The sequence below is a fragment of the Kitasatospora sp. NPDC022856 genome (genome assembly GCF_055561235.1).
Genome location: NZ_JBVHHE010000029.1, coordinates 52,173 through 74,239 on the forward strand (window position 1 = coordinate 52,173; position 22,067 = coordinate 74,239).

Consider the following 22,067-nt stretch of genomic DNA (forward strand, 5'->3'; position numbering starts at 1 on the left):
TGCCCATGTCCACGTCCCTGTCCACGTCCCTGTCCGACTCCCCGGCCGTCCCGTTCTCGGCGGCCGCCACCCTCGCCGACCCGGACCGGGCCTCCCAGCTCGACGTCGCCGACGCACTGCTCGCCCTGCTGCGCGAGACCGGTACCGAACCGCGCCCCGACGACCAACTGGAGGCGCTCACCCTGGCGGTGGCCGCCGACCGCCCCGTCCTGCTGTGGGGCGAGCCGGGCATCGGCAAGACCGCCGCCCTGACCCAGCTGGCCGAGACCCTGGACCTGCCGCTGACCACCGTGATCGCCAGCGTGCACGAGCCGTCCGACTTCTCCGGCCTGCCCGTCCTCGGCTCCGATCCGGCGCAGCAGGGCGTCCCGATGGCCCCGCCGGACTGGGCCGTGCGCCTGGTCCGGGCCGGCCGGGGGCTGCTCTTCCTCGACGAGCTGTCCACCGCGCCGCCGGCCGTCCAGGCCGCCCTGCTCCGGCTCGTCCTGGAGCGGCGGATCGGCGCGCTGCAACTGCCGCCCGAGGTCCGCATCGTGGCCGCCGCCAACCCGCGCGCCTCGGCGGCCGACGGCTGGGAGCTGAGCCCGCCGCTGGCCAACCGCTTCGTCCACCTCCAGTGGGTGCACGACCACGACGTGGTGGTCCGCGGTCTCGGCGGGACGTGGCCCCGGGCCACCCTGCCGCGGCTCGACCCGCGGCGGCTGGCGGAGTCGGTCGCCTTCGCCCGGCGCGCCGTCTGCGGCCTGCTCGCCGCCCGCCCCGCGCTCGTCCACCGGCTGCCCGCCAACGAGACCCGCCGGGGCGGCGCCTGGCCGTCGCCCCGGAGCTGGGAGACGGCGCTCTGCCTGGTCGCCTTCGCCACCGCGGCCGGCTCCTCCCGGGACGTCCTCTCCCTGCTGGTCAGGGGCACGGTGGGGGACGGACCCGGGCTGGAGCTGCTGGCGAGCCTGGACCGGATGGACCTCCCGGACCCGGAGGAGCTGCTGGCCGATCCGGCCGGCGCCGAACTGCCCGAGCGCGGGGACCTCCGCCAGGCCGTGCTCGACGGGGTGGTGGCCGCCGTCCGCAAGCGGCCGGAGAAGGACCGCTGGGACGCGGCGTGGACGCTGCTCGTCCGGGCGACCGAGACCGGCGCCCCGGACCTGGTGGTCGTCCCGGCGACCACGCTCGCCTCGCTGCGCCGGCCGGACTGGGACGTCCCGGCCGCGATCGAGCGGCTGGCCGGGGTGGTCTCGCTGTCGAACCGGGCCGACCGGTCGGTGGCCCGGGTCGCCGCCAAGGCGGGCCGATGAGTCAGGGGAGTCAGGGGAGCCCGATCAGCCGGATGAGTCCGGGGAGTTCGATGAGTGCGGGCCGGGTGGCGGTGCCGGACGGGCCCCGGGGGCTGGACCTCGACAAGCTGTTCGCCGCCCGGCTGCACGCGGCGAAGGTCCGGCCCTACCTGGCGACGGCTCTGTTCGCGCTGCACACCGTGGAGTCGCGGCGCGTGCCGACGATGGCGGTGGACCGGCACTGGCGGTGCTACGTCTCACCGGTCTTCGTGGACCGCACGCCGGTGGAGGAACTGGCCGCGGTCTGGGTGCACGAGGTCTCGCACCTGCTGCGGGACCACCACGGGCGCAGCGACCGGGTCGCCGAGGAGCGCGGGCTGACCGGCCCGGGGGAGCGGCTGCGGATGAACATCGCGGCCGACTGCGAGATCAACGACGATGCCTTCGGCGACGGGCTGGTCGAGCCCGAGGGCGCCGTCCGCCCGACCTCCCTCGGGCTCCCCGACGGGGGTCTGATGGAGGACTACCTGCCCCTGTTCAGCCTCGGGCCGCTGACCGAGAGCCTGATCTGGCTGGACTGCGGCAGCGGCGCCGACGGACTGGAGCGGGAGTGGGAGTTCGGGCCGGACGGCGCGCACGGGCTGAGCGCCCAGGAGCGAGACGCGGTGCGGTTCCGGGTGGCGCAGGGCATCACCGCCCGGCCGGGCAGCGCGCCGCAGGCGTGGCAGCGGTGGGCCGAGGAGGCCTTCCACCCGCCGCAGCGGTGGCGGGAGTTGCTGGGCGCGGCGGTCCGCACGGCGGCGGCCGGCTCGGGCGCGGGCGAGGACTACACCTACGGCCGGCCGTCGCGGCGCTCGGCCGGGCTGCCCGGCGTCGTGCTGCCGAGCCTGCGGCGCAGACCGCCCCGGGTCGCCGTGGTGATCGACACCTCCGGCTCGGTCAGCGACGCCGAACTGGGCAGCGCGCTGCTCGAAGTGGCCGCGATCGCCCGGGCCGTGGGCGGCCGCCGAGACCTGGTCACCGTGCTCCCGTGCGACGCGGCGGCCCGGGTCGCGCACCCGCTCTGCCGGGCCGAGGGGATCCCGCTGGTGGGCGGTGGCGGCACCGACCTGCGGACGGGTTTCGCCCGGGCGCTGCGGGGCCCGTCCCGGCCGGACGTCGTCGTGGTGCTGACGGACGGGCAGACGCCCTGGCCGGAGTCGCGGCCGCCGTGCCGGACGGTGGTCGGGCTGTTCCCCCGGGCGCGGACCGACTCGCACCTGGACGAGGAGGACCCGGACTACGAACCGGAGGCCCCGCCGGAGTGGGCCGCCGTGGTGCAGATCGGGTAGGCACGCGCGGTCCGGCGCCTCCGGGCACTCCCGGGCCGGTCCGTCCGCCGCCGACCGATCCGTCCGCCGCCGGGTTCGCGCCCCGCCCGCCTTCCGGATCCGCCGGGTGAGTGAAGTCCTTCACTCCATCGGGTGGGGGCGGGCGGGTGTCGGGCGGAGGCGGCGGTTAGCTGGACGACGGGGGTCGTTCGGAAGGGCGCGGATGGGGCGTACGGTTCGGCACGGTGACGTCGCGACCCGCTGCGTGCTCGCGGTCCTGCTGGCCGCCGTCCTCGCCCTGCTGACCGGGGCCGGGACCGTCGACTCCCTCCACCGCCTCGCCCTGGAGCGCTGTGTGACGGTCCAGGAGACGCCCGCCGCGCCCGCCGTGCCGCTCGACCCGGACACCTGCCCCGAGCCCGGCGAACGCCGGCGCGACCACGGGAGCACCTCGGGCACCGCCTCCACCCACCGGGCGGGTCACCACACCCGGGCTCCGCTGCCGGGCCTGCTGCCCCCGGCGCCACGGACGGTGGCCGGCCTCGTGGCCGGCGCCCCGCCCGGTCGCGCCGCGGGCCGCCCCGGCACCGATCCCGCCCGCCCCGACGGGGCCGGGCGAGGGACCGTCCTGCGCTGCTGACCGGCCCCGGGGCCGTGCTCGGGGGTCCTGGGCCCCCGCGCGGTCCCGCCCGTGTCCACCGTCGGGTTCACACCGCAGGAGATCCACCATGCCCTTCGACGTCTACACCGCCATGGGCGCGCTGGTGCGCGCCGAGGCCTGCCGCACCACCACGCCTGCCCTGCCCGCCACGCCGACAGCGACCGCCCCGCCCGCCTCGTCCGCCGAGCAACTGCCCCCCGTTGCGGAGGAGTTCGGCGGCGGTCCGACCGCGTGCGACACCGACCGGGCGCGGCGCGGGCCGTCGGCCCGCTCGTCGACCCGGCCGTCCGCCCTCTCCTCGGCCCTGCGCCGGCTGGCCGCCCGGCTGGGCTGAGCCGCCGGACGACCCGGGCGGCGGCCGTCCGTCGGTACGGCCGCCGCCCGTGGAGCCCGGCCGCGGGGCCGTGGGCGGGGGTGCCCGTCGCGTTGTCGGTGGCAATGGCTAGCTTGTGCGGTGTCGGCGGGTACGGCCCGTGCGACGACGCTTCCGACGTCGCCCGAAAGGGGCCCTTGCCATGCCAGTCGCCGCCGACGAGCAGGTCACCTATCTGGAGCTGTCCGAGGACGCGGGCAGCGCGCACAAGTTCTACGAGGTCCGGGTCGCCGGCGTGGTCGTGACGGTCAGGTACGGGCGGATCGGTGAGAGCGGCCAGGAGAAGAGCACCTCCTACCCGACGGTGGAGAAGGCGGCCGCCGCCGCGGCGAAGAAGCTGGGGGAGAAGGTCCGCAAGGGCTACGCCCCGGCGGTGCGCGGGGTGCGGCAGCGACGGGCGGTCACCCGCCGGGCGATCGTCAGCAGCGGGTCGACGGCCCGTCAGGCGCCGGTCCTGTGGCGCTTCAGCTCGGGCGCCGCGGCGTTCGGGATCTTCGTCGGGGAGGAGCACGCCTGGGTCGGCAACGAGCGCGGCGACGTCTACACCCTCACCCACGACGGGCTGGTCACCGGCCGGTACGGGCTGCCGGACGGGGTCAAGTGCATCGTGGCCGACGACTGGTGGATCTACGCCGGGTGCGACGACGGCAAGGTGTACGACCTGGGCGGCAAGGTGCCGCGGGTGGCGTACGAGATCGCCGAGGACGTGGACATCTACTGGCTGGACATCCACGACGGGGTGCTCGGCGTGGCCGACGCGCGCGGCGGCATCACCACCGTCGACCACGAGGACGAGTTCCAGTGGCGCCGCAAGGCCACCGGCTCCGACGGCTGGATGGTGCGCTGCGACGACGACGGCGTCTTCCACGGTCACTCGCGCGGCGTCGCCCGCTACGCGGCCCGCAGCGGCGACCCGGTCTGGCACACGCCGACCGAGGGCGAGGTGCTGTTCGGCTGGCAGGAGCGCGACGAGGTGTTCGCCGGCACCTCGCGCGGCTGGGTGCACCGGCTGCGCAAGGCGGACGGCTCCGAGGCCGCCCGCTACCGCTGCGACGCCGCGGTGTTCTCCTGCGCGTCCTCGCCCGACGGCCGGTACGTCTTCGCCGGGGACAACCACTCCTCGGTCTACTGCTTCGCCGCGGACGGCACCCGCCTGTGGAAGCTCGGCACGGGCTGCGGTTCGGCCTACAGCATGCAGTACCGCGACGGCCGGCTCTACATCGTGACCACCGACGGCTCGCTGGCCTGCCTGGACGCGAGCGAGCAGGCGGTCCAGGCGGCCGAGGGCGGCCAGGTGCCGCAGGCCGCCGAGGTGGACGGCAGCGGGTGGCAGGCGGCGGTGGCGGGCGCCGAGCTGGAGGTAGTGGTGGCCGGCTCGGCCGGTGCGGACGGGGGCATCGAGGTGGAGTGCGTCCAGGAGGGCACCCGGGTGCGGGTGCGGGTGGTGTCGGCCGGGTTCGACCGGAACCGCCGGGTGCAGTTCCCCAAGGACATCCGGGTGCCGGGGGCCCGCTACGTGGTGGCGGAGGTGCTGGAGTCGGGCAACGGCGGGTTCTACCGGGCGCGCGGCGACATCAAGCGCCTGCTGTGACCGGCGGGCGGGGGCTCGCCCCCGCCGAGCCGTCGTGGACCGTCGCGTGGCCGGTGGCCGCGCGACGGTCGTCATCCGATCCCGGTGACGGTCGACGCCAACGACAGGAGCAGCGCGCCCAGCGCCCCCGCGGCGCCGTAGCGCCGCAGCCCGCGCCGGTCCTCGTGGCGGCGGACGTACCGGGTGGTGGCGGCGGCGAAGGCCAGGCCTCCGCCGACGAACCACGGCCCCCACAGATAGAGGTACCAGCGGGTCAGCCCGACCAGGTCGGGTGCGGGGGTGAGCGCCCCGGCCTCCACCAGCACGCCGTGGCCCACGAACAGAGCGCCGTGCCAGAGGAGCAGCACCGCCGCTCCGCCGCCGCAGAGCACCAGGGGGCGGCTGGTCCGCCCGCCGCGCCGGCGGCGGGTCAGGCCGACGCCCAGCAGCGCCCCGAAGAGCTTCAGGAATCCGGTCACCCACAGGACGGCCACGAACCAGGTGACCCGGTCGTCGGCCAGCTTCAGCAGGGACGGCGACACCGTCGACCGGGCACCGAGGGTGCTGCCCGCAGCCCAGACGAAGCTGGGTACCGCGAACAGCAGCCCCCATGCCGCGGCGACCGCCCCGGGCCACCCGTCCGGGGTGGGCCGCCGGCCGGTGGCCGGCCTCCCGCCCGGGGTCGGTAGGGGCGTCCGACGCAGGTCCGGCCGGGTCGGGCCGGGCCCGCAGTGCTTGATCGTCATGGCTCCACCGTGGCGCGGCCGGGGCGAGGAGGCGTCCTCCCCGGAGACGATCGGCATCCCCCGCGCGAGCTACTTCCGGGTGAGCCGTCTCCCGGCTGAGCCGTCTTCCGGCGGTGCTGTGCGGGGTCCGTGCGGGGCGTGCCGGGGCCTGTCCGGGCCGCCGGCCGACCGCTACCGTTCCACCGTGGCGAGCAGCAGGTTCGGGTCGGTCCGGGTGAAGTAGGCCGCGCTCGGGACGTAGACGGTGTCCCCGCGGACGGCCACCGAGGTGGGGTTGGAGAGGCCGTCCGCACCGGTGAGGACGGTGTGATGAGTCCCGTCCGCCGCGATGTGGGCGGCCTCGCTGCCGCTGTTGAGGGCCGCGATCACGTCGTCGCCGTGCCCCGCGAAGTCGAAGTCGTCCAGCCCGGGGAGACCGGTCGCGCGGACCTCGGCCGGGCCCGCGGTCCCGTTCCGGCCGAGCGGGATGCGCAGAAGGGTGCCGGTGTCGGTGTTGCCGACCCAGACGGCGTGGTGGTGGAGCTTGAGGCCGTTGGCGCCGAAGGCCGCGGTGGGCCTGAGCCGCGCGTCGTCGGACCAGACCGTCGGGTCGCCGCCTGCCACGGGGGCGGTGCGGATCACGCCGAGCGCCGAGTCGGCCGAGTAGAGGAGGCCCGCGCGCTCGTCGAGGGCGAGGCCGTTGGGGAGGCTGTCCGCCGGGAAGGCGGAGATCCGCTCGGGTGCGCCGCCGGGGCAGAGCCGCCAGATCCCGGTCAGATCGGCGGTGCCGGTCGCGTACCCGAAGTAGAGGGTGCCGTCGTGGGCGCGGGCGATACCGCTGACGACGGCGGCGCCGAGCACCGGGGTGTTCGGGTCCGCGGGGGCGGGCAGGGTGGCGAGGAGGGTGAGGTTCCCGTCGGGGTCGACGCGGCCGATCGCGCGGGCGAAGGAGAAGGTGAGGTCGGCGGAGCCGTCCGGTTCGAGGGCGATGTTCTCCGGCTGGAGGCCCTGGGCCAGGTCGAAGTGGGCGATGATCCGGGGCGCGGTGAGCGGCGGCGCCACGGCGACGGCCGGGGTGGCGGCCAGCAGGGCGAGGGCGGCGGAGGCGGCCGTGGCCGTGCCGAGCAGTCCGGCGAGGCGGCGGGGCATGGGGTTCTCCTCGAACGTTCGGGAGTGCGGCGGGGACGGACCTCGCGGTCCTGCCGCCAGCAGAGCACGCCCGGTGGCCCGCCCCCGGTGCTGCGCCGCCGTGCCCCCGGGAGATCCCCCGCTCGGGCCGCCCCCGTTCGGGGGAGCGCCGCCGCCCGCCCTGGGCCCCGGGCCCGCCGGCCGGGTCAGCCGGAGGTCTCGGTGCGGTAGAGGCGGTCGATCTCGGCGTGCAAGAGGGAGAGCAGCACGGTGTGGCGGTCCTCGTCGACGGCGGTGACCGCGCTCATCGGGACCATCACCTCCCGGCCGAACACCCAGAAGCCGGTGTCGACGACCAGGTGCCGCTCGTCGACGTAGTCCGAGTGCCGGTCCACCCGGCCGATCTTCCCGTCGGGCCCCTCGACCCGGTAGCCCGTCAGGTCCACGGTGTGCCCGTCCGCCCCGAGGATCTCCGCCATTCCTGCCTCCCCTTGTACAGCCGGGCGGCCGCCCCCTGGTGTCGGGGGCGGCCGCCCGGGCTCGTCCGTGCCGGCCGGGCTTCGCGGCCGGGTCGACCCGCGGGTACGGGCGGGCGGGTCAGATCGCCGGTCCGCCGTAGAAGGGACCGTAGTACCCGGCGTACTTCTCCTGGTAGTCGGTGTCGCCGTGGTCGTGTCGGTCCCGGTCGAACTCCGGCCCGTTCTTGATCTCGTCCTTCGTCCGGTCGACGTACGCCTTGCGCTCCTCGAAATCGACCTGGACTACGGTGCCGGCGGGCAGCAGGACGTGCTTGCCGAAGATCCACGGCCCGGTGTCGACCACCAGGTACCGGGCGTCGGCCTGCTCGGACAGCTTGTCGATCTTGCCGATGTGGCCGTCCACGGCCTCCACCCGGAAGTCGACGAGGTCGGACCCGGTGACGTAGCCGGAGGTGGAGCGGAACTCCCAGATGTTGACGTCGTTGCTCACGACTCTCTCCCTTCCGCACGGTGTGCTGCGCCGGGAATGCCCCGGCGGCGCTCGCCACCCCGACTGCCCCGCCTCGCCGGGTTCATGCGGGGTGGGGGAGAAATCAGAGGAAACCGCCCGGGAGGGGCAGCGGGCTCCCGCCGCGGTGAAGTGGCGGGAACCCGCGGTGGGGCGCCGGTGGGTCAGCCGTTGGCGAGGGCCTGGAGGCGGTCGTAGGCGCCGTTGAAGAGGTTCTGGTCGCCGGGGAACGTGCCGGAGTCGGCGTACTGCCAGAAGGTCTGGTAGCCCCAGCCGTTCGGGAGGGTGCCGACGGTGGAGCCGTAGCGGGCGAGCCAGAGCGGGTTGGTGGTGCCGAAGCCGCCGTTGTTTCCGGTGCACTGGGACCACCAGTTGGTGGTGGTGTAGATCGTCGGGTAGCGGCCGGTGCGGGCGTGGACGGTGTCGCTGAAGGAGCGGATCCAGCTGACCATGGCGCTCTGGCCGAGGCCGTAGCAGGTGGCGCCGTAGGGGTTGTACTCGATGTCGAGGGCGGGCGGCAGGGTCCTGCCGTCGCGGGACCAGCCGCCGCCGTGGTTGACGAACCAGGTGGCCTGGGCGGAGCCGGAGGAACGGTCCGGCAGGGCGAAGTGGTAGGCGCCGCGGATCAGGCCGGCGTTGTAGGAGCCGTTGTACTGCTGGGCGAAGTACGGATTGGTGTAGGTGGTGCCCTCGGTGGCCTTGACGTAGCCGAAGCGGGCGCCGTTCGCCTTCACCGACGCCCAGTTGACGTTGCCCTGGTAGCTGGAGACGTCCAGCCCGGGGGTCTGGGTGGCGGCGAGGGCGGCGACGCCCGCAGTGCTCGCTCTTCCTTCGTGGGCGGCCACGGTGGAGCCGGCGAAGTCGAGCTCGGGGTGGAGGGCGGGCAGGTGGCGGTCCGCCTGCCCGCCGGTGGTCGGGGCGGGCGCGGGCTCGGCCGCGTAGGCCGGCGCGGTCACGCCGGTGACCAGTGCGACGGCTGCGGCGAGTGCGCCCAGGAGCGGTAGACGGCGGGATTTCGAGGGTGCGGCGGTACCGGTGGGGCCTGCGGAGCGGGACGTGCTGAGCATGAACACTCCTCTGATCCGGTCATGGTCCGGTGAGGGCCCATGAGGCCTCTGGTGCCCGGGAGTTGACCCGGACGGAGAGCAGAGTAGCCATGTACCCGCCAGGGTGGCCAGAGGTCCGGACACCTCGTGGGGGCGGCCCCCGGGTGGCCGTGGCACCGTCGGGCCCGGCCCGGCGGTTACGCCAGCGGGTGCGCCGGACCGGGCCGTCCGCCAGGCTGGCATCGTGGGTTCGCGAACCGCCGTCCCGTGACCCGGAGGGCGCGGCGGCACCTCGACGGGAGGCCCGGTGATGAGCGACGCGATCGTGGTCGGCTCCGGCCCCAACGGCCTCGCCGCCGCCGTCACCCTGGCCGAACGCGGCCTCGCCGTCACCGTCCTGGAGGCGGCGGCGGAGATCGGCGGCGGCGCCCGGAGCGGTGAGGCCACCCTCCCCGGGGTGCTGCACGACCACTGCTCCGCCGTGCACCCCTTCGGGATCGCCTCGCCGTTCCTGCGCTCCGCCGACCTCGCCCGCCACGGCCTGCGCTGGCGGCTGCCCGAGGTCGACCTGGCCCACCCGCTGGACGGCGGCGACGCCGTCACCGCCGGACGGTCCGTACGCGTCACCGCCCGCGCCCTGGGGCCGGACGGCGCGGCCTGGCTGCGCCTGTTCGGGGAGCTGTCGGAAGGCTTCGACGAGCTGGCCGAGGACACCCTGCGCCCGATCGTCCGGGTACCCGCCCACCCGGTGCGGCTCGCCCGGTTCGGCAGCCGGGCCCTCCTGCCGGCGACCGTGCTCGCCCGCCGCTGGCACACCGAACGGGCCCGGGCCCTGTTCGCCGGGGCCGCGGCGCACAGCTTCCAGCCACTGGACCGGCCGCTGACCTCCGCGGCCGGACTGCTGCTGATCGCCGCCGCGCACCACCGCGGCTGGCCGGTCGCCGAGGGCGGCTCGGGCGCGATCACGGCGGCCCTGGCCGGGCGGCTGCGCGAGTTGGGCGGCCGGATCGAGACCGGGGTGCGGGTGACCTCGCTGGCCGAGCTGCGCCCGTGCCCGGTCGTCCTGCTCGACGTGGCCCCCCGCGCGGCCGCGGCGATCTGCGGGCCCGCCCTGCCGCGCCCCGTCCGGCGCGCGTACCTGCGCTACCGGCACGGGCCGGCGGCCTTCAAGGTGGACTTCGCGGTGGCGGGCGGCATCCCGTGGCGAAACGCGGACTGCCGCCGGGCCGGCACCGTCCACGTGGGCGGCACGCTGGAGGAGGTGGCGTTCGCCGAGGGGGAGGATGCCGCAGCGCCCGTTCCTGGTGGTGGCCCAGCAGTACCTCGCCGACCCCGGCCGCTCGGCCGGCGACGTCCACCCCGTCCATGCCTACGCGCACGTGCCGCACGGCTACCCCGGTGACGTCGAGGGCCTGCTCGTCGCCGGGATCGAGCGGTTCGCACCGGGTTTCCGGCACCGGATCCTCGCTTCCGTCGCCACCGGCCCCGGTGAGCTGGAGCGCCGCAACCCGAACGACGTCGGCGGGGACATCTGCACCGGCGCCAACGGCCCGGTCCGGACGGTGCTGCGTCCGAGAACCACGCCGCACCCGTACGACACGGGCATTCCGGGCGTCTACCTCTGCTCGGCGGCGACCCCGCCGGGCGCCGGGGTGCACGGCATGTGCGGTGCCAACGCGGCCCGGGCCGCCCTGCGCGCCGTGACGCGCGGTGGGCCCGGGTGAGGCGGGGGCGCCTCCGTCGGGGCCGGGCTGCGGCGGCGGCCTCGGCCACCAGGGGGTGCGGTGCCGTTGTGGCACGATGCCTGAGTCGGCACCCGAACGGCCGCCGCCCTACCGATGAGAAGAGGACCACCGTGCCCGCGACCACCCCGGACACCGCCCGGCCCGAGGCGGACAGCCTCGACTTCCGTACCGCGACCGTGGCCGACGTGCCCGCGCTGCTCGCCCTCGTCGAGTCCGCCTACCGCGGCGACGCCAGCCGGGCGGGCTGGACCACCGAGGCCGATCTGCTGGACGGCCAGCGCACCGATGTCGAGGGCGTCACCGCCGCCGTCACCCACCCCGACGGCGTGGTGCTGCTCGTCGAGCGCGCCGGCGAGCTGGTCGCCTGCTGCCAGCTCGAACGCCGGGGCCCGACCGCCTACTTCGGCATGTTCTCGGTGAGCCCCGGCCGGCAGGGCGGCGGCGTCGGGCGGGCCGTGCTGGAGGAGGCCGCGCGGTTCGTCGCGCGGGAGTGGGGCGCCGTCGAGCTGGAGATGACGGTGATCGAGCAGCGTGCCGACCTGATCGCCTGGTACGAGCGCCGGGGCTTCCACCGCACCGGCGTCTACTCGCCGTTCCCCTACGGCGACGAGCGTTTCGGCGTCCCGCGCCGCCCCGACCTGCGGTTCGAGAAGCTGGTGAAGGACCTTACCGAGCAGTAATGATGACGTTCCATCAGTGCGGTGACGCAATGTCAAAGTCCTGACCAGCGGCGATGTGGAGATGTCACACCTCGTTCATTATTGGTCTAGGCCAATGTGAGAGGCTGGCGGAACGAACGGCCACGTTCCGTCCGAGCCCAGGGGGGCCATCTCCGCATGCCCGTACTCCATGGCACCGCCATGCCCGCATCCGACACCGGTCCGCGCCTCGCCGTCGCGGACGACTCGCTGCGACTGCCCAGCCCACCCGACGATCAGGAGCTCTACTGGTACTTCGGCCCGCAGCGCCGCTGGGTGCTGCTCTGCGCCACCCTCTCCTACACCGGCGCGACCGTCACGCTCGGCCTCTTCGCACTCAGCCGGCCGCTGCTCTGGCCCTTCCTGGTGCTGACCGTCCTCAACGCCGTGACCTGGGTGCTCTCCCTGGCCGACGGCCAGCGGGCGCGCCGGTTCACCCGTGACTCGCACGACCTGCTGCTGCGCGCCTGGCAGCCCGCCCGCCACCCCGGCGTCGACCTGCTGCTGCCCACCGCCGGCGAGCCGCTGGCCGTGCTGGACAACGCCTACCGCCACACCGCCGCCGTCCGCTGGCCGGGCGCGCTGACCGTCCTCGTCCTGGACGACGCCGCCCGTCCCGAAGTGCGCGAACTCGCCGAGTCCTACGGCTTCCAGTACCGGGCCCGGCCCGACCGGGGCCGGTTCAAGAAGGCCGGCAACCTCAACCACGGCCTGGCCGAGGGCAACGGCGACATCATCGCCGTCCTCGACGCCGACTTCTGCCCGCGCCCCGACTTCCTGCACCACCTGGTGCCCTACCTCGACACCCCCGAGGTCGGCATCGTGCAGAGCCCCCAGTGCTTCGACACCGACCCGGACATGTCGTGGCTGGAGCGGGCGGCCGGCGCGACCCAGGAGATCTTCTACCGCTGGATCCAGCCCTCCCGCGACGCCCAGGACGGCACCGTCTGCTGCGGCACCAACGCGCTCTACCGGCGCGCCGCGCTGGAGCGGGTCGGCGGCTTCGCCGAGATCGACCACAGCGAGGACCTCTACACCGGCCTCTCGCTGGCACGCGCCGGGTGGACCACCCGCTACGTCCCCGCGCTGGTCGCCAAGGGCATGTCGCCCACCGGCCTGCCCGCCTTCATCAGCCAGCAGTACCGCTGGTGCCTCGGCTCGCTCGCCCTGGTCGGCGATCCCGGCTTCCGCAGCGGGCCGCTCAGCCGCTCGGCCCGGCTCTGCTTCTGGAACGGCATCCTCGGCTACCTGACCAGCGCGGTGAACGTCTTCGCCATCCCGCTGCCGGCCCTGATCATGCTGTTCTTCGCGCCCGACGAGATCGAGCCCTGGCAGGTCCTGCCGTTCCTGCCGCCGATCTGGGTCGCCCTCGTCCTGCTGCCCGCGATGTCCCGCACCCGCTGGCGCTTCGAGGTCACCCGGGTCCAACTCCTCGGCGGGCTCTGCCACGTGGTCGCCATCGCGCACGCGCTGCGCCGCCGCAGCGCCGACTGGGTGCCCACCGGTGCCGTCTCCGGCGGCAGCTCGCTGGCCCGCACGGTCGCCCGGATCGGGGTCGGCTGGCTCGGCCTGGTCGTGGTCGCCGGGGCCGTGGGTCTCGGCCGGGCCGTCGCGCTGCACGGCTGGCAGCCGTACTGGGCGCTGGTGGGGCTGCTCGGGCTCACCGGCCACACGATGATCCCGCTCGTCCGGTCCCTCTGGCCGCTGCTGCGCGGCGGCAAGGGCGGCGACGTCGCCGCCCCCGTCCGGCGCGCCACCGGCGCGGACGGGGGCACCGTCCGGGGAACCGCCGCCGAGCGGGCGGCCGCCGATCTGCGCTTCGGGCGCGCCGAGGCCGTCGCCGTCACCGCCGTCCTGCTGCTCTGCGGCCTGCTGGCCTCCGGCTGGGCGGACCCGCTGCTCTTCTGATGCTCCATCAATGAGCTTAGTTCGTCTGTTAGTTGATCTCTCTTTGCCCTTGCGCGTCGCCCCACCGGCGCGGAACGACCTCACCCGCCAGGCCGCCCCACTCGGCCGCGCGGCCCCCGAACCGCCGCTGCCAGCCCTGCAAGGAGCCCCGCCGTGTCAACGGCCGTACCACCGAACGCCGAACCGCCGCGCGCCGTTCCCGTTCCTGTCCCTGTTGCTGTTCCCGTTACCGCTCCTGTCCCTGTTCCTGTTGCTGTCCCGGATCGTGTTCGTGAGCCGGGTGCGGTTACGGTGTTCGCCGCCACCGCCACCGCCACCGCCGCCACCGCCGCCGCGCCGAGTGCCGGCGGTGCGGCCGCCGACCCCGACCCTGCGGCCGACCTCGTGCTGCTGACGGCAGCCGGCACCGCCGTGGCGGCGCAGGCGCAGCCGGCCGAGGAGCCCCGGGAGCGGGCGGCCTTCCGCCCCGACATCGAAGGACTGCGCGGCGTCGCCGTGCTCGCCGTCCTCGCCTTCCACGCCGCCGTGCCGGCCTTCACCGGCGGCTACGTCGGCGTCGACATCTTCTTCGTCATCTCCGGATTCCTCATCACCGGCCTGCTGCTGGCCCGACCGATCGGCCTCCGGGACTTCGCCGCCCGCCGCGCCCGCCGGATCCTGCCCGCCGCCGCGGTCGTCCTGGTCGCCACCGCACTGGCCGGCGGCGCGCTGCTCGACCCGCTGCGGGGCACCGACCTGGCCCGGGACCTGATCGCCTCGGCCGGCCAGTTCGCCAACTGGCGGTTCGTCGGCCAGCAGACCGCCTACCTCGGCGCCGAGCGCGACCCGAGCCCGCTCCAGCACTTCTGGTCGCTCGGCGTGGAGAACCAGTTCTACCTGCTCTGGGGCGTGCTGCTGCTCGGCCTCGCCCGCTACCTGAGGGGCCGCCGGCGCACCGCCGCGACCGCCGTCGCGACCACCGCGATCGGTGGCGTCTCGCTCCTGCTCTGCATCCGCTGGACGGCCGGCTCCGCGCCGCTCGGCTACTTCTCGACCGCCAGCCGGCTCTGGGAGTTCGCCGCCGGTGCCTGCGCCGCCATGCTCGGCTCGGCCCTCGCCGGGTGGCTGCCCCGGGCCGGCCGCTCCGGACGGCCGGTCGGCCGGGCCCTGCGTCTGCTCGGCTGGGCCGGTGCGGCGGCGGTCGTGGTCGCCGTCCTCCGGTACGACCGCAACACCCCCTTCCCCGGCAGCGCCGCCCTGCTGCCCGTCCTCGGCACCGCCGCCGTGCTGCTCGCCGGACCCGCGCACCGCGCGCTCGGCGCCACCGACGTCGGCCGGCTGCTCGCGGCCCGTCCGCTGCGAGCCGCCGGCCGGCTCTCCTACGTCTGGTACCTCTGGCACTGGCCGGTGCTGACCATCGCCCAGGCCCGCTACGGCGCGCTGCCCTGGACCACCCTGGTCGCGCTCACGGCGGCGAGCGCCGTCCCGGCCTGGCTGACCATGCGGCTGGTCGAACAGCCGCTGCGCTACGGCAGCAGCCCGGCCCCCCGCCGGGGTCTGGCGGTCGGTGCCAGCGCGCTGGTGATCCCGCTGATCGCCGGGCTGACCCTGGGCGGCGGAACCGTCCGGGCCCTCGGCGACACCACCGGGCCGATCGCCGTCCCGGCCGGCGCGGTCGACGGCCCCGCCCTGCTCGCCCCCGGCAGCCGGGTCCTGAGCCTGACTCCCTCGCTGGCCCGGGCCCGCGAGGACTTCCCCCCGGGGCACGGCTGCGAGATCCCGCTCGGCGCCGAGAACAGCCCGCGCTGCCTGTTCGGCGCCGAGGACAGCCCCGACCGGATCGTGCTGATCGGCGACTCGCACGCGGGCCAGTGGATCTCGGGCGCGCTCGCCCTGGCCGGGCAGCGGAACTGGGCCCTGGAGGTGCTCGTCAAGCCGGGCTGCCCGCTGGCCACCCTGACCGTGCGCAACAACGTCCTCGGCCGGACCTTCGACGAGTGCGACCGCTGGCGCGAGAACACCTTCACCCGGCTGGCCACCGGTCCCAAGCCACGGCTGATCGTGATGGCCGGCCTCAACCGGTACGGCAGCGGGCCGGAGCGCGCCGAGGGCTGGAGCCGCACGCTGGACCGCCTCTCGGCCATCGGCGCGCCGCTCGCCTACCTCGGCGACACGCCGATGCCCGGCAAGGACATCCCGACCTGCCTGGCAGCCTCGGACGGCCGCTCGGACGCCTGCTTCTTCCCCCGGGAGACGGCCTTCGAGCAGGACCCGCTGCTCGCCGGCGGGCTCGCCGAGCGCTACCGCGTCCGGGTGCTGGACCTCGGGCCGCTGCTCTGCCCCGGGACCGGTCCGGACTGCCCGGCGGTCCTGGAGGGGGTGGTGCTCTACCGGGACGCGGGGCACATCACCGACACGCTGGCGAAGGTGCTGGCGCCCCGGTTGGACAAGGGGCTGCTGCCGGCGGGGTGAGGCACCCGGCCCGGCCCCGGGGGTGGTGGCGGGCCGGGCTGTCGGGGAAAGATCGTTGGGGCGACCGGTCAGCCGTAGATGTTGTGGCAGAGCCTGGCCTGCTCCGAGCCGGCGGGCCAGCGGCCGAAGCGCTCGGCCTGGTCGCAGATCGAGCCGCCGCCGGTCGTGGCCGGTCCGCCGCCCGTCGCACCCGGGGTCCCCGTGGCGGCCGACGGCCCCGGGGGCGCCGACACGCCGGCCCCCGGGGCCTCCGGGCTCCGGGCCGGTGCCGGGCGGGGCGTCCGGCTCTGCCTCGCCCGGGCGGCAGCGGAGCGTGCCGCGCCCGGCGAGCCGTCCACGCCCGACCGCTCCGCCCCCGGCGAGGCCTCGGACGCCGTGCCGGGGCCGGCCGTCGGGCCCGCGGCGCCGCCCGGAGCCGCGTCCGCCGAGGCCGGGGCGGTGGTGGTCGGCGGCGCCGGTGCCGGCAGCAGGTCGGGGACCGAGGGCACCGACGGCGAGGGTGAGGGCGACGGGGACGTGCCGGGGAAGGCCACCACGCCGGACGACTCCTCGCCCGATCCGGGGCCGCACATCACCAGGACGGACGCCAGCACGGCGACGATCCCGGCGGCCGCTGCCGCCCACGCCCGGCGCTGCGGCCTGGCCGGGGGCGGCACGGGTGCGGCGGGCGGGGGCGCGACGGGCGACGCGACCGGGGGTGCGACGGGTACCGGTGGTGGCTCCCACGCCTGCGTCGGCCACTGCCACTGTCCATCGCCGGGTTGCCCGCTCATGCCGTCGTCCTCCTGCTGCCGAATCCGCCGCCGCCGAATCGCCGCTGCGCCACTGCCGGGTCCACCGCCCGGGTCGACCTCGATCCCGGTGCAGTCCGTCCGCCTCGTCCGGCGACCCGTTCGCCGTACTCAACGAGCGCGCCGACGGCGGGACATGACTCGGAAGAGGGTCTGTCGCGCCGTCCGTTCCGCACTTCGCTCCGCACTCCGTTCCCGGCTGTACGCTGCCGGCCGTACCCCGGGTGCGGGCGGCGGAGGTCCGCCACATGCTGGGGGCATGGAAACGAACAGCACGTCAAAGCCCCTGGTCGAGGTCGCCGAGTTCCGTACCGACAGCCGCTACCGCCTGGTCCACTTCGAGGGCCACGGCTGGGAGCCGCTGGCCCCGGAGGAGTTCGAGCCACGGATCCACCAGCTCTTCCCCGACCTCGATCCACGCGACGAGTCCCGTGTGCACTGGGTGGACCGGCCCTGGCAGTGGCCGGCCTGGCACGCCGGCGAGGCCTGAGGAACGGGCGTCACCGGGCGGCGGGCGGGCCGGCGGGCGGCCGGCGGCGGGGTCGGCGGTGCGGAGGCGGCAGCAGGGTGGAGTGAGCGGTGGGGGAGGGGCGCGCGCTGTCGTCGGATCAGCCGTCCATTCGGAGGACGCCGCGGTGGAGGAGGTGCTCCGGCCGTGGGGTGCTCCGGCTGGGGGTGCTCCAGGTGTGGGGCGCTCCGGGTGACCGGCGCTGGGGCGTGAGGGCATGCGGGCCGCCACCTGCTTCGGGGCTGCCGGGCGTTCGCGCCGGTGGTGGCCGCCGAAGCGAAGAAGCGCGGTTTGGAGCGCTGCGGCAATCGGGGGAAGATCGTCCCGGCGGTGGCGGGCGATCCGGCCTGACCGGAGCCGTCCGACACACCAGGGGGGCACGTGAACCGACCGGCCGGCACCGCAGGTTACGCCGAGGCGGCGGCTGAACTGGCCGTGCAGTACGAGGAGGTGACCTTCGAGCAGGTCCACCGCGAACTGCTGCACCTCTTCCCCGGGGCGCCGAGCACCGTCCTGGACTTCGGTGCCGGCACCGGCCGGGACGCGGCCGCCCTCGCGGCCCTCGGCCACCGGGTCGTCGCCGCCGAGCCCACCGAGGAGCTGCGCCGGATCGGGCAGCGGATCCACGCCGACAGCGACATCCGCTGGGTGGACGACGCGCTGCCCGAAGCGGCTGCCGTCACCGCCTCGGAGGAGCGCTTCGACCTGGTCCTGCTGACCGCCGTCTGGATGCATCTGGCCGACCGGGAGCGTGTGTTGGCGATGGCAGCGCTCGCCCGTCTGCTCGCGCCCGCCGGTCGGGTGATGCTCTCCCTCCGCCACGGCCCCGTCCCGCCCGGCCGCCGGATGTTCGACGTCCAGGCCGACGAGACCGTCGCGCTCGCCGACCGGCACGGCCTGACCCTGCTGACCCACGTCACCCGTCCCGACCTCCACGCCCGCCCGGGCGTGACCTGGACCCTGCTCGCCTTCGAACGGACAGGCGCCGGGGAGGGCTGAGGCCGCCGGGCGTCCGCTGCTCGGACGGCGGCAGCACGGTTCACCCCCCGATGCGGCCCGAGCCGGGGGTGAACCGTGCCGCCGACCCGGTCAGCGGCGCCGGGCGCCGAACCGGGCGAACCTGGCGAACCGGCCGAACCTGGCGGACCGGCCGGTTCGGGAAGCGGCGCGATCCGGGTTCGGTCGGCCTGGTGCGAGGGGGTCCGTGGCGGTGGCGGTGGTGCCGAAGCCGTCGGCGACCAGGCGGGTCGCCCAGCGGCGCAGGACGTCGGCGACGGGTGGGTGGTGAAGACCGGCGGCGCGGGCCAGGCGGTCGGCTGACGTGGTGTCGTAGCCGTCCTCCGAGAGGAAGCTGAGCGTCTCGGGGTCGGCGCCGGTCAGCGCGCGGGGCAACCGGCGGACCAGGCCGACCGGGACGAGGGCGCGGGGTGCGGGCACTCCGAGGTGGTCGGCCAGCAGACCGATCAGCTCGGGCAGCGGAGGCGTCGCGGGGTCGAGCACGGTGTGGGAGTGCGCCGGACCGTCGTCGAACTCCGGTACGGCGGCGAGGAACCGGGCCAGGTGGTCGACCGCGACCACCGGCAGGAAGGTCCGCGCCGAACCCGGGAGCAACGGCAGGCGCCGATGGGCGAGTTGGCGGACCAGCTCGGCCAGGCCGAGGTACTGTCCGGCCTCGCCGGTGACCGAATGACCGACCACGCTGCTCGGGTTGACCGTGGTGAGCGGTACGCCGAGGCGGGCGGCCGTGACGCGGACGGCGGCGTCGCCCACCAGTTTGGAGGCCTCGTAGGCGCCGAGGCGGGTGTAGAGCGCGTCGGTCTCGGCGGCCGGGAGTGGGTAGCGCGGCGTGGTGTCCCGGCCGACCCGGTAGCCCGAGAGGTGGATGAGCCGCCGGAGCCCCGGACGGGTGGCGGCCCACTGCAGCACGTGCAGCGCGCCGTCGACGTTGGCGGCGTCCGCCTCGGTGCGCTCCAGGCCGAACCGGTAGAGGGCGGCGAGGTTGTGGATGTCGCGGATGTCCGTCAGCCGGGCTTCGGCCGTCGGGCCGAGGCCGAGGCCGGGGCGGGTGAGGTCGGCGGCGACGGTGGTCAGTGCGGTGTCGTCGGCGCCGTGCTCGCGGAGCCAGTGGCGCAGTTGCCCGTCCCGTGCGGATCCGTGCCCGCCCCGGATGCCGGCGGCCACCGGCTCGCCGCGGTCGAGGAGTTCGAGAACCAGCCAGCGGCCCAGGAAACCGGTCGCGCCGAGGACCAGGGTGCGCGGCAGGGGCTGGGGTAGCCGGTGCTGCGGCGGGGTGGTGGAGTTCATCTGGAGGTCCTTTTCTGTAGACCGGTCTGCATATTTTTGGGAGATGCCTGGGTGGGAGTGAGGAGGCGGGGAGGGCAGATGAGTATGTAGACCGGTCGGCAGATTTCCAGGCGCGGCCTACGGTGGCGGGAGGCTGAGGGCTCAGAGTCGATAGACCGGTCGGTTGATTTCCTCGGTGGCCTGGGGTGGAATCAATGCGTCAGCTGAGATTCGGTAGACCGGTCGGTATATTTTCAGGCGACGATCAAGCGGAGCCGATCGGAGCTCGGCCGACTGCGGGGTCCGGTGGTCCGGTGGGCCGCGCACCTGAGGGCAGGACGGGCGCGGCCGGTCGGTCACTTCTTCTTCGCGCCGAGCAGGTGGCGGACGGCGTGCCGGGCGTCCTCCAGGGGGCGGCGGTCGCGACGCACCCGGGCGAGCAGTACGGCGCCCTCCAGTACGGCGAGCGCCTGGCCCGAAGCGGTCTCCGCCTCGGCGGGGCCGAAGCCCTGGGCGGTGAGGCGTTCGGTGAGCACGAGCTGCCAGCTCGCGTACACCTCGGCGCAGACGCGGCGCAGAGGCTCGTTGCTTCCCGCCACCTCCAGGCCCACGGTCGCGACGGGGCAGCCCTTGCTGTAGTCGGACTCCTCCAGGCGGGCGATGAAGACCTCGACGAGCCGGTCGACCAATGCCGTCGCTTCCGGGCTGCGGCCGACGGGCGTCCGGAGGAGTTCCTCGACCTCCTGCCCGGCCTGGACGAGGGCGGCGGCGACCAGTTGGTCCTTGCCCTCGGGGAAGTGGAAGTAGAGCGAGCCGCGCGGTGCGCCGCTCTCCGCCACGATCTGGTTGAGGCCGGTACCGAAGTAGCCCTGCGCCTCGATCAGGTTGCGCGTGCCGGCGATCAGCCGGGCGCGGGTCTCTTCTCCCTTGACTCCCATGTGGAAACAGTAGACCGGTCTGTATATTCCTGTCGACCTTCGAGCCGGGTGACCGGTTCATCGGGGGATCGGGCGTTGACGCCCTGTTGGGCACCGGGCACCGGGCACCGGGCACCGAGCACCGGGCACCGGGGCCCGGGCGCCCTCGGGGGCGCGTACCCCGCCGCCATGTGAACCGGTGCCGTGCGGAGGCGAACCGGCCATTGCGCGCAAGGAATCCACCATGGGTGGCAATCGCACGCCCCATGGTCATGGGCGATTGACGGATCCGTGGCTTCCGGTCCGGTTACGTTCCCAGCCTGTCGGGCATGACACACGGTCACCAGCACCAGGCCGGCCCGGATGTCCACCGGACAGTCGCCCCTCACCCCGACGCCCCTCACCCCGACGCCCCTCACCCCGACGCCCCTCACCCCGACGCCGCGCCTGCGGCCGGTCCGTCCGGGCGACCGCGCTCGGCTGATCGTCGCCGGCGCCACGGCCCTCGAACGGGGCTGAGCCGCAGTACACCCCGAGGCCCCGCTGCCCGGGCAGGTCGGCAGGTCGGCAGGGACGCCGGCGCGACCGGCCGGGCGGCGGCTGGGTGCGGCGGCTGGGAGCGGCGAGGCCGACAGTGGAGCGGACCCCCGCTGGGTGTGCCGCGCAGCCGCGGTCGCCGGAAAGCGGTTGACGTCCGCCGGCGTCAGGCCGTTCGATTACCTGCCATGAACATGAGTACAGGGCAGATGCATCCCGGCACCTACCCCACGGACGTCGACCTCGTACGGCGGCTGATCGCCGGGCAGTTCCCGCAGTGGGCGGGGCTGGCGGTCGAGCGGTTCCCGTCCGGCGGGACGGTCAACGCGATGTACCGGCTGGGCGACGACATGGTCGTCCGGCTGCCGCTGACGCGGGGCGGGGCCGGCGACGTGCTGCTGGAGCGGGCCTGGCTGCCCCGGCTCGCGCCCCAGCTGCCCCGGCCCGTCCCCGAGGCGCTCGGTGACGGGGTGCCCGCCGAGGGCTTCCCCTGGCCGTGGTCGGTCTACCGGTGGCTGGCGGGGGAGAACCCGGAGGTGGAGGCCCTGAGCGAACCGGTGCTGCTGGCCGAGGACCTGGCCGGGTTCGTGGCGGCGATGCGGAGCATCACCCTGCCCGGTGCGCCACCGGCCCACCGCGGCGGGCCGGTCGCCTCGCTCGACGTGGAGACCAGGGCGGCGATCGAGGAGCTGCGCGGGATCCCGCAGGAGGGTGTCGACTGCGATGCCGCCACGGCCGTGTGGGAGGAGGCGTTGCGGACCCCGGGCTGGGACGGGCCGCCGGTGTGGCTGCATGCCGATCTCATGCCGGGCAACCTGCTGGTGGAAGCCGGCAGGCTGACCTCGGTCATCGATTTCGGCTGCCTGGGGACGGGTGATCCCGCCTGCGACCTGTTCCCGGCGTGGAATCTCCTGCCCGCCCGGGCGCGGGAGGTCTTCCGCGAGGCGCTGGGCGTGGACGACGCGACCTGGATCCGCGGCCGCGGGCGGACCCTCTCGCAGGCGCTGATCGCGCTGCCGTACTACCGGAGCACCAATCCGGCGATGGCACGCAACGCCCGGCACGTGATCCGGACGGTGCTGGGGGGGGTCTGACGCGGGCCCCGGTCGGGTGGACGGCCCGGCCCCTGTCCCCCCGGCCCAACGGGTCTGCGAGAGT

General features: G+C 75.3%; 19 protein-coding genes and 1 pseudogene. 12 read left to right on the plus strand and 8 right to left on the minus strand.

Annotated elements, in window-relative coordinates:
* Window positions 1-5: 5 nt before the first annotated feature.
* From ACZ34W_RS29410 to ACZ34W_RS29430, 5 genes are all read left to right on the plus strand, one after another.
* Window positions 6-1,292, plus strand: coding sequence for an AAA family ATPase (locus tag ACZ34W_RS29410; RefSeq protein ID WP_329486041.1), 1,287 nt, complete (start codon window positions 6-8; stop codon window positions 1,290-1,292).
* A 50-nt stretch (window positions 1,293-1,342) separates the two neighbouring features.
* The gene (locus ACZ34W_RS29415) at window positions 1,343-2,602 is read left to right on the plus strand and encodes a vWA domain-containing protein (RefSeq protein ID WP_465608388.1); all 1,260 of its coding nucleotides are present in this window, start codon (window positions 1,343-1,345) and stop codon (window positions 2,600-2,602) included.
* Between the two features lie 202 nt (window positions 2,603-2,804).
* A complete protein-coding gene (locus ACZ34W_RS29420) occupies window positions 2,805-3,221 on the plus strand; it encodes a hypothetical protein (RefSeq protein ID WP_465608390.1) in 417 nt (138 codons plus the stop codon).
* Window positions 3,222-3,309: 88 nt separating this feature from the next.
* Complete coding sequence (locus tag ACZ34W_RS29425; protein ID WP_465608392.1) at window positions 3,310-3,576, plus strand: hypothetical protein; 267 nt, start codon at window positions 3,310-3,312, stop codon at window positions 3,574-3,576.
* Between the two features lie 181 nt (window positions 3,577-3,757).
* On the plus strand, window positions 3,758-5,206 hold the full coding sequence (locus ACZ34W_RS29430; protein WP_465608394.1) for a WGR domain-containing protein: 1,449 nt from the start codon (window positions 3,758-3,760) through the stop codon (window positions 5,204-5,206).
* 71 nt (window positions 5,207-5,277) lie between these two features.
* On the opposite strand, the gene ACZ34W_RS29435 is transcribed toward ACZ34W_RS29430, so the two are convergent.
* The 5 genes from ACZ34W_RS29435 to ACZ34W_RS29455 all read right to left on the minus strand — a co-directional run bounded on the left by ACZ34W_RS29435 (window position 5,278) and on the right by ACZ34W_RS29455 (window position 9,092).
* Complete coding sequence (locus ACZ34W_RS29435; RefSeq protein WP_465608396.1) at window positions 5,278-5,931, minus strand: DUF3995 domain-containing protein; 654 nt, start codon at window positions 5,929-5,931, stop codon at window positions 5,278-5,280.
* A 171-nt stretch (window positions 5,932-6,102) separates the two neighbouring features.
* Complete coding sequence (locus tag ACZ34W_RS29440; RefSeq protein WP_329486034.1) at window positions 6,103-7,059, minus strand: NHL repeat-containing protein; 957 nt, start codon at window positions 7,057-7,059, stop codon at window positions 6,103-6,105.
* A gap of 185 nt (window positions 7,060-7,244) precedes the next feature.
* On the minus strand, window positions 7,245-7,517 hold the full coding sequence (locus ACZ34W_RS29445) for a hypothetical protein (RefSeq protein WP_465608398.1): 273 nt from the start codon (window positions 7,515-7,517) through the stop codon (window positions 7,245-7,247).
* A 118-nt stretch (window positions 7,518-7,635) separates the two neighbouring features.
* Window positions 7,636-8,007, minus strand: a complete 372-nt coding sequence (locus ACZ34W_RS29450) for a PRC-barrel domain-containing protein (protein ID WP_465608400.1) — start codon at window positions 8,005-8,007, stop codon at window positions 7,636-7,638.
* Between the two features lie 182 nt (window positions 8,008-8,189).
* Complete coding sequence (locus tag ACZ34W_RS29455) at window positions 8,190-9,092, minus strand: lysozyme (protein ID WP_465608402.1); 903 nt, start codon at window positions 9,090-9,092, stop codon at window positions 8,190-8,192.
* Window positions 9,093-9,381: 289 nt separating this feature from the next.
* Between ACZ34W_RS29455 and ACZ34W_RS29460 the strand changes: the two are divergent.
* The 4 genes and pseudogenes from ACZ34W_RS29460 to ACZ34W_RS29475 all read left to right on the plus strand — a co-directional run bounded on the left by ACZ34W_RS29460 (window position 9,382) and on the right by ACZ34W_RS29475 (window position 15,873).
* Window positions 9,382-10,795 (plus strand): annotated as a pseudogene (locus ACZ34W_RS29460) (phytoene desaturase family protein).
* Window positions 10,796-10,926: 131 nt separating this feature from the next.
* Window positions 10,927-11,496: a GNAT family N-acetyltransferase gene (locus tag ACZ34W_RS29465; protein ID WP_329486028.1), complete on the plus strand. Its 570-nt coding sequence runs from the start codon at window positions 10,927-10,929 to the stop codon at window positions 11,494-11,496.
* Window positions 11,497-11,652: 156 nt separating this feature from the next.
* On the plus strand, window positions 11,653-13,422 hold the full coding sequence (locus tag ACZ34W_RS29470) for a glycosyltransferase family 2 protein (RefSeq protein ID WP_465608404.1): 1,770 nt from the start codon (window positions 11,653-11,655) through the stop codon (window positions 13,420-13,422).
* A 291-nt stretch (window positions 13,423-13,713) separates the two neighbouring features.
* On the plus strand, window positions 13,714-15,873 hold the full coding sequence (locus tag ACZ34W_RS29475; protein ID WP_465608406.1) for an acyltransferase family protein: 2,160 nt from the start codon (window positions 13,714-13,716) through the stop codon (window positions 15,871-15,873).
* Window positions 15,874-15,941: 68 nt separating this feature from the next.
* Here ACZ34W_RS29475 and ACZ34W_RS29480 read toward each other — a convergent pair whose 3' ends face one another.
* Window positions 15,942-16,646, minus strand: a complete 705-nt coding sequence (locus ACZ34W_RS29480; RefSeq protein WP_465608408.1) for a hypothetical protein — start codon at window positions 16,644-16,646, stop codon at window positions 15,942-15,944.
* A 277-nt stretch (window positions 16,647-16,923) separates the two neighbouring features.
* Here ACZ34W_RS29480 and ACZ34W_RS29485 point away from each other — a divergent pair, with 277 nt between their 5' ends.
* Both ACZ34W_RS29485 and ACZ34W_RS29490 read left to right on the plus strand, forming a co-directional pair.
* Window positions 16,924-17,154, plus strand: coding sequence for a hypothetical protein (locus tag ACZ34W_RS29485; protein WP_329486024.1), 231 nt, complete (start codon window positions 16,924-16,926; stop codon window positions 17,152-17,154).
* 399 nt (window positions 17,155-17,553) lie between these two features.
* Entirely contained in the window at window positions 17,554-18,171 is a 618-nt protein-coding gene (locus ACZ34W_RS29490) for a class I SAM-dependent methyltransferase (protein WP_465608410.1), read from the plus strand.
* Window positions 18,172-18,261: 90 nt separating this feature from the next.
* Here the strand turns inward: ACZ34W_RS29490 and ACZ34W_RS29495 are convergent, their stop codons facing one another.
* Both ACZ34W_RS29495 and ACZ34W_RS29500 read right to left on the minus strand, forming a co-directional pair.
* Entirely contained in the window at window positions 18,262-19,476 is a 1,215-nt protein-coding gene (locus ACZ34W_RS29495; RefSeq protein WP_465608412.1) for an SDR family oxidoreductase, read from the minus strand.
* Window positions 19,477-19,811: 335 nt separating this feature from the next.
* Window positions 19,812-20,393: a TetR/AcrR family transcriptional regulator gene (locus ACZ34W_RS29500; RefSeq protein WP_359807916.1), complete on the minus strand. Its 582-nt coding sequence runs from the start codon at window positions 20,391-20,393 to the stop codon at window positions 19,812-19,814.
* 710 nt (window positions 20,394-21,103) lie between these two features.
* Here ACZ34W_RS29500 and ACZ34W_RS29505 point away from each other — a divergent pair.
* Window positions 21,104-22,003: an aminoglycoside phosphotransferase family protein gene (locus ACZ34W_RS29505; protein ID WP_465608433.1), complete on the plus strand. Its 900-nt coding sequence runs from the start codon at window positions 21,104-21,106 to the stop codon at window positions 22,001-22,003.
* Window positions 22,004-22,067: the final 64 nt, after the last annotated feature.

Coding starts and splice junctions, on each gene's coding strand:
- ACZ34W_RS29410 (WP_329486041.1), top strand. CDS start 6: ATGTCCACGTCCCTGTCCACGTCCCTGTCCGACTCCCCGGCCGTCCCG.
- ACZ34W_RS29415 (WP_465608388.1), top strand. CDS start 1,343: ATGAGTGCGGGCCGGGTGGCGGTGCCGGACGGGCCCCGGGGGCTGGAC.
- ACZ34W_RS29420 (WP_465608390.1), top strand. CDS start 2,805: ATGGGGCGTACGGTTCGGCACGGTGACGTCGCGACCCGCTGCGTGCTC.
- ACZ34W_RS29425 (WP_465608392.1), top strand. CDS start 3,310: ATGCCCTTCGACGTCTACACCGCCATGGGCGCGCTGGTGCGCGCCGAG.
- ACZ34W_RS29430 (WP_465608394.1), top strand. CDS start 3,758: ATGCCAGTCGCCGCCGACGAGCAGGTCACCTATCTGGAGCTGTCCGAG.
- ACZ34W_RS29435 (WP_465608396.1), bottom strand. CDS start 5,931: ATGACGATCAAGCACTGCGGGCCCGGCCCGACCCGGCCGGACCTGCGT.
- ACZ34W_RS29440 (WP_329486034.1), bottom strand. CDS start 7,059: ATGCCCCGCCGCCTCGCCGGACTGCTCGGCACGGCCACGGCCGCCTCC.
- ACZ34W_RS29445 (WP_465608398.1), bottom strand. CDS start 7,517: ATGGCGGAGATCCTCGGGGCGGACGGGCACACCGTGGACCTGACGGGC.
- ACZ34W_RS29455 (WP_465608402.1), bottom strand. CDS start 9,092: ATGCTCAGCACGTCCCGCTCCGCAGGCCCCACCGGTACCGCCGCACCC.
- ACZ34W_RS29470 (WP_465608404.1), top strand. CDS start 11,653: ATGCCCGTACTCCATGGCACCGCCATGCCCGCATCCGACACCGGTCCG.
- ACZ34W_RS29480 (WP_465608408.1), bottom strand. CDS start 16,646: ATGAGCGGGCAACCCGGCGATGGACAGTGGCAGTGGCCGACGCAGGCG.
- ACZ34W_RS29485 (WP_329486024.1), top strand. CDS start 16,924: ATGGAAACGAACAGCACGTCAAAGCCCCTGGTCGAGGTCGCCGAGTTC.
- ACZ34W_RS29495 (WP_465608412.1), bottom strand. CDS start 19,476: ATGAACTCCACCACCCCGCCGCAGCACCGGCTACCCCAGCCCCTGCCG.
- ACZ34W_RS29500 (WP_359807916.1), bottom strand. CDS start 20,393: ATGGGAGTCAAGGGAGAAGAGACCCGCGCCCGGCTGATCGCCGGCACG.
- ACZ34W_RS29505 (WP_465608433.1), top strand. CDS start 21,104: ATGAGTACAGGGCAGATGCATCCCGGCACCTACCCCACGGACGTCGAC.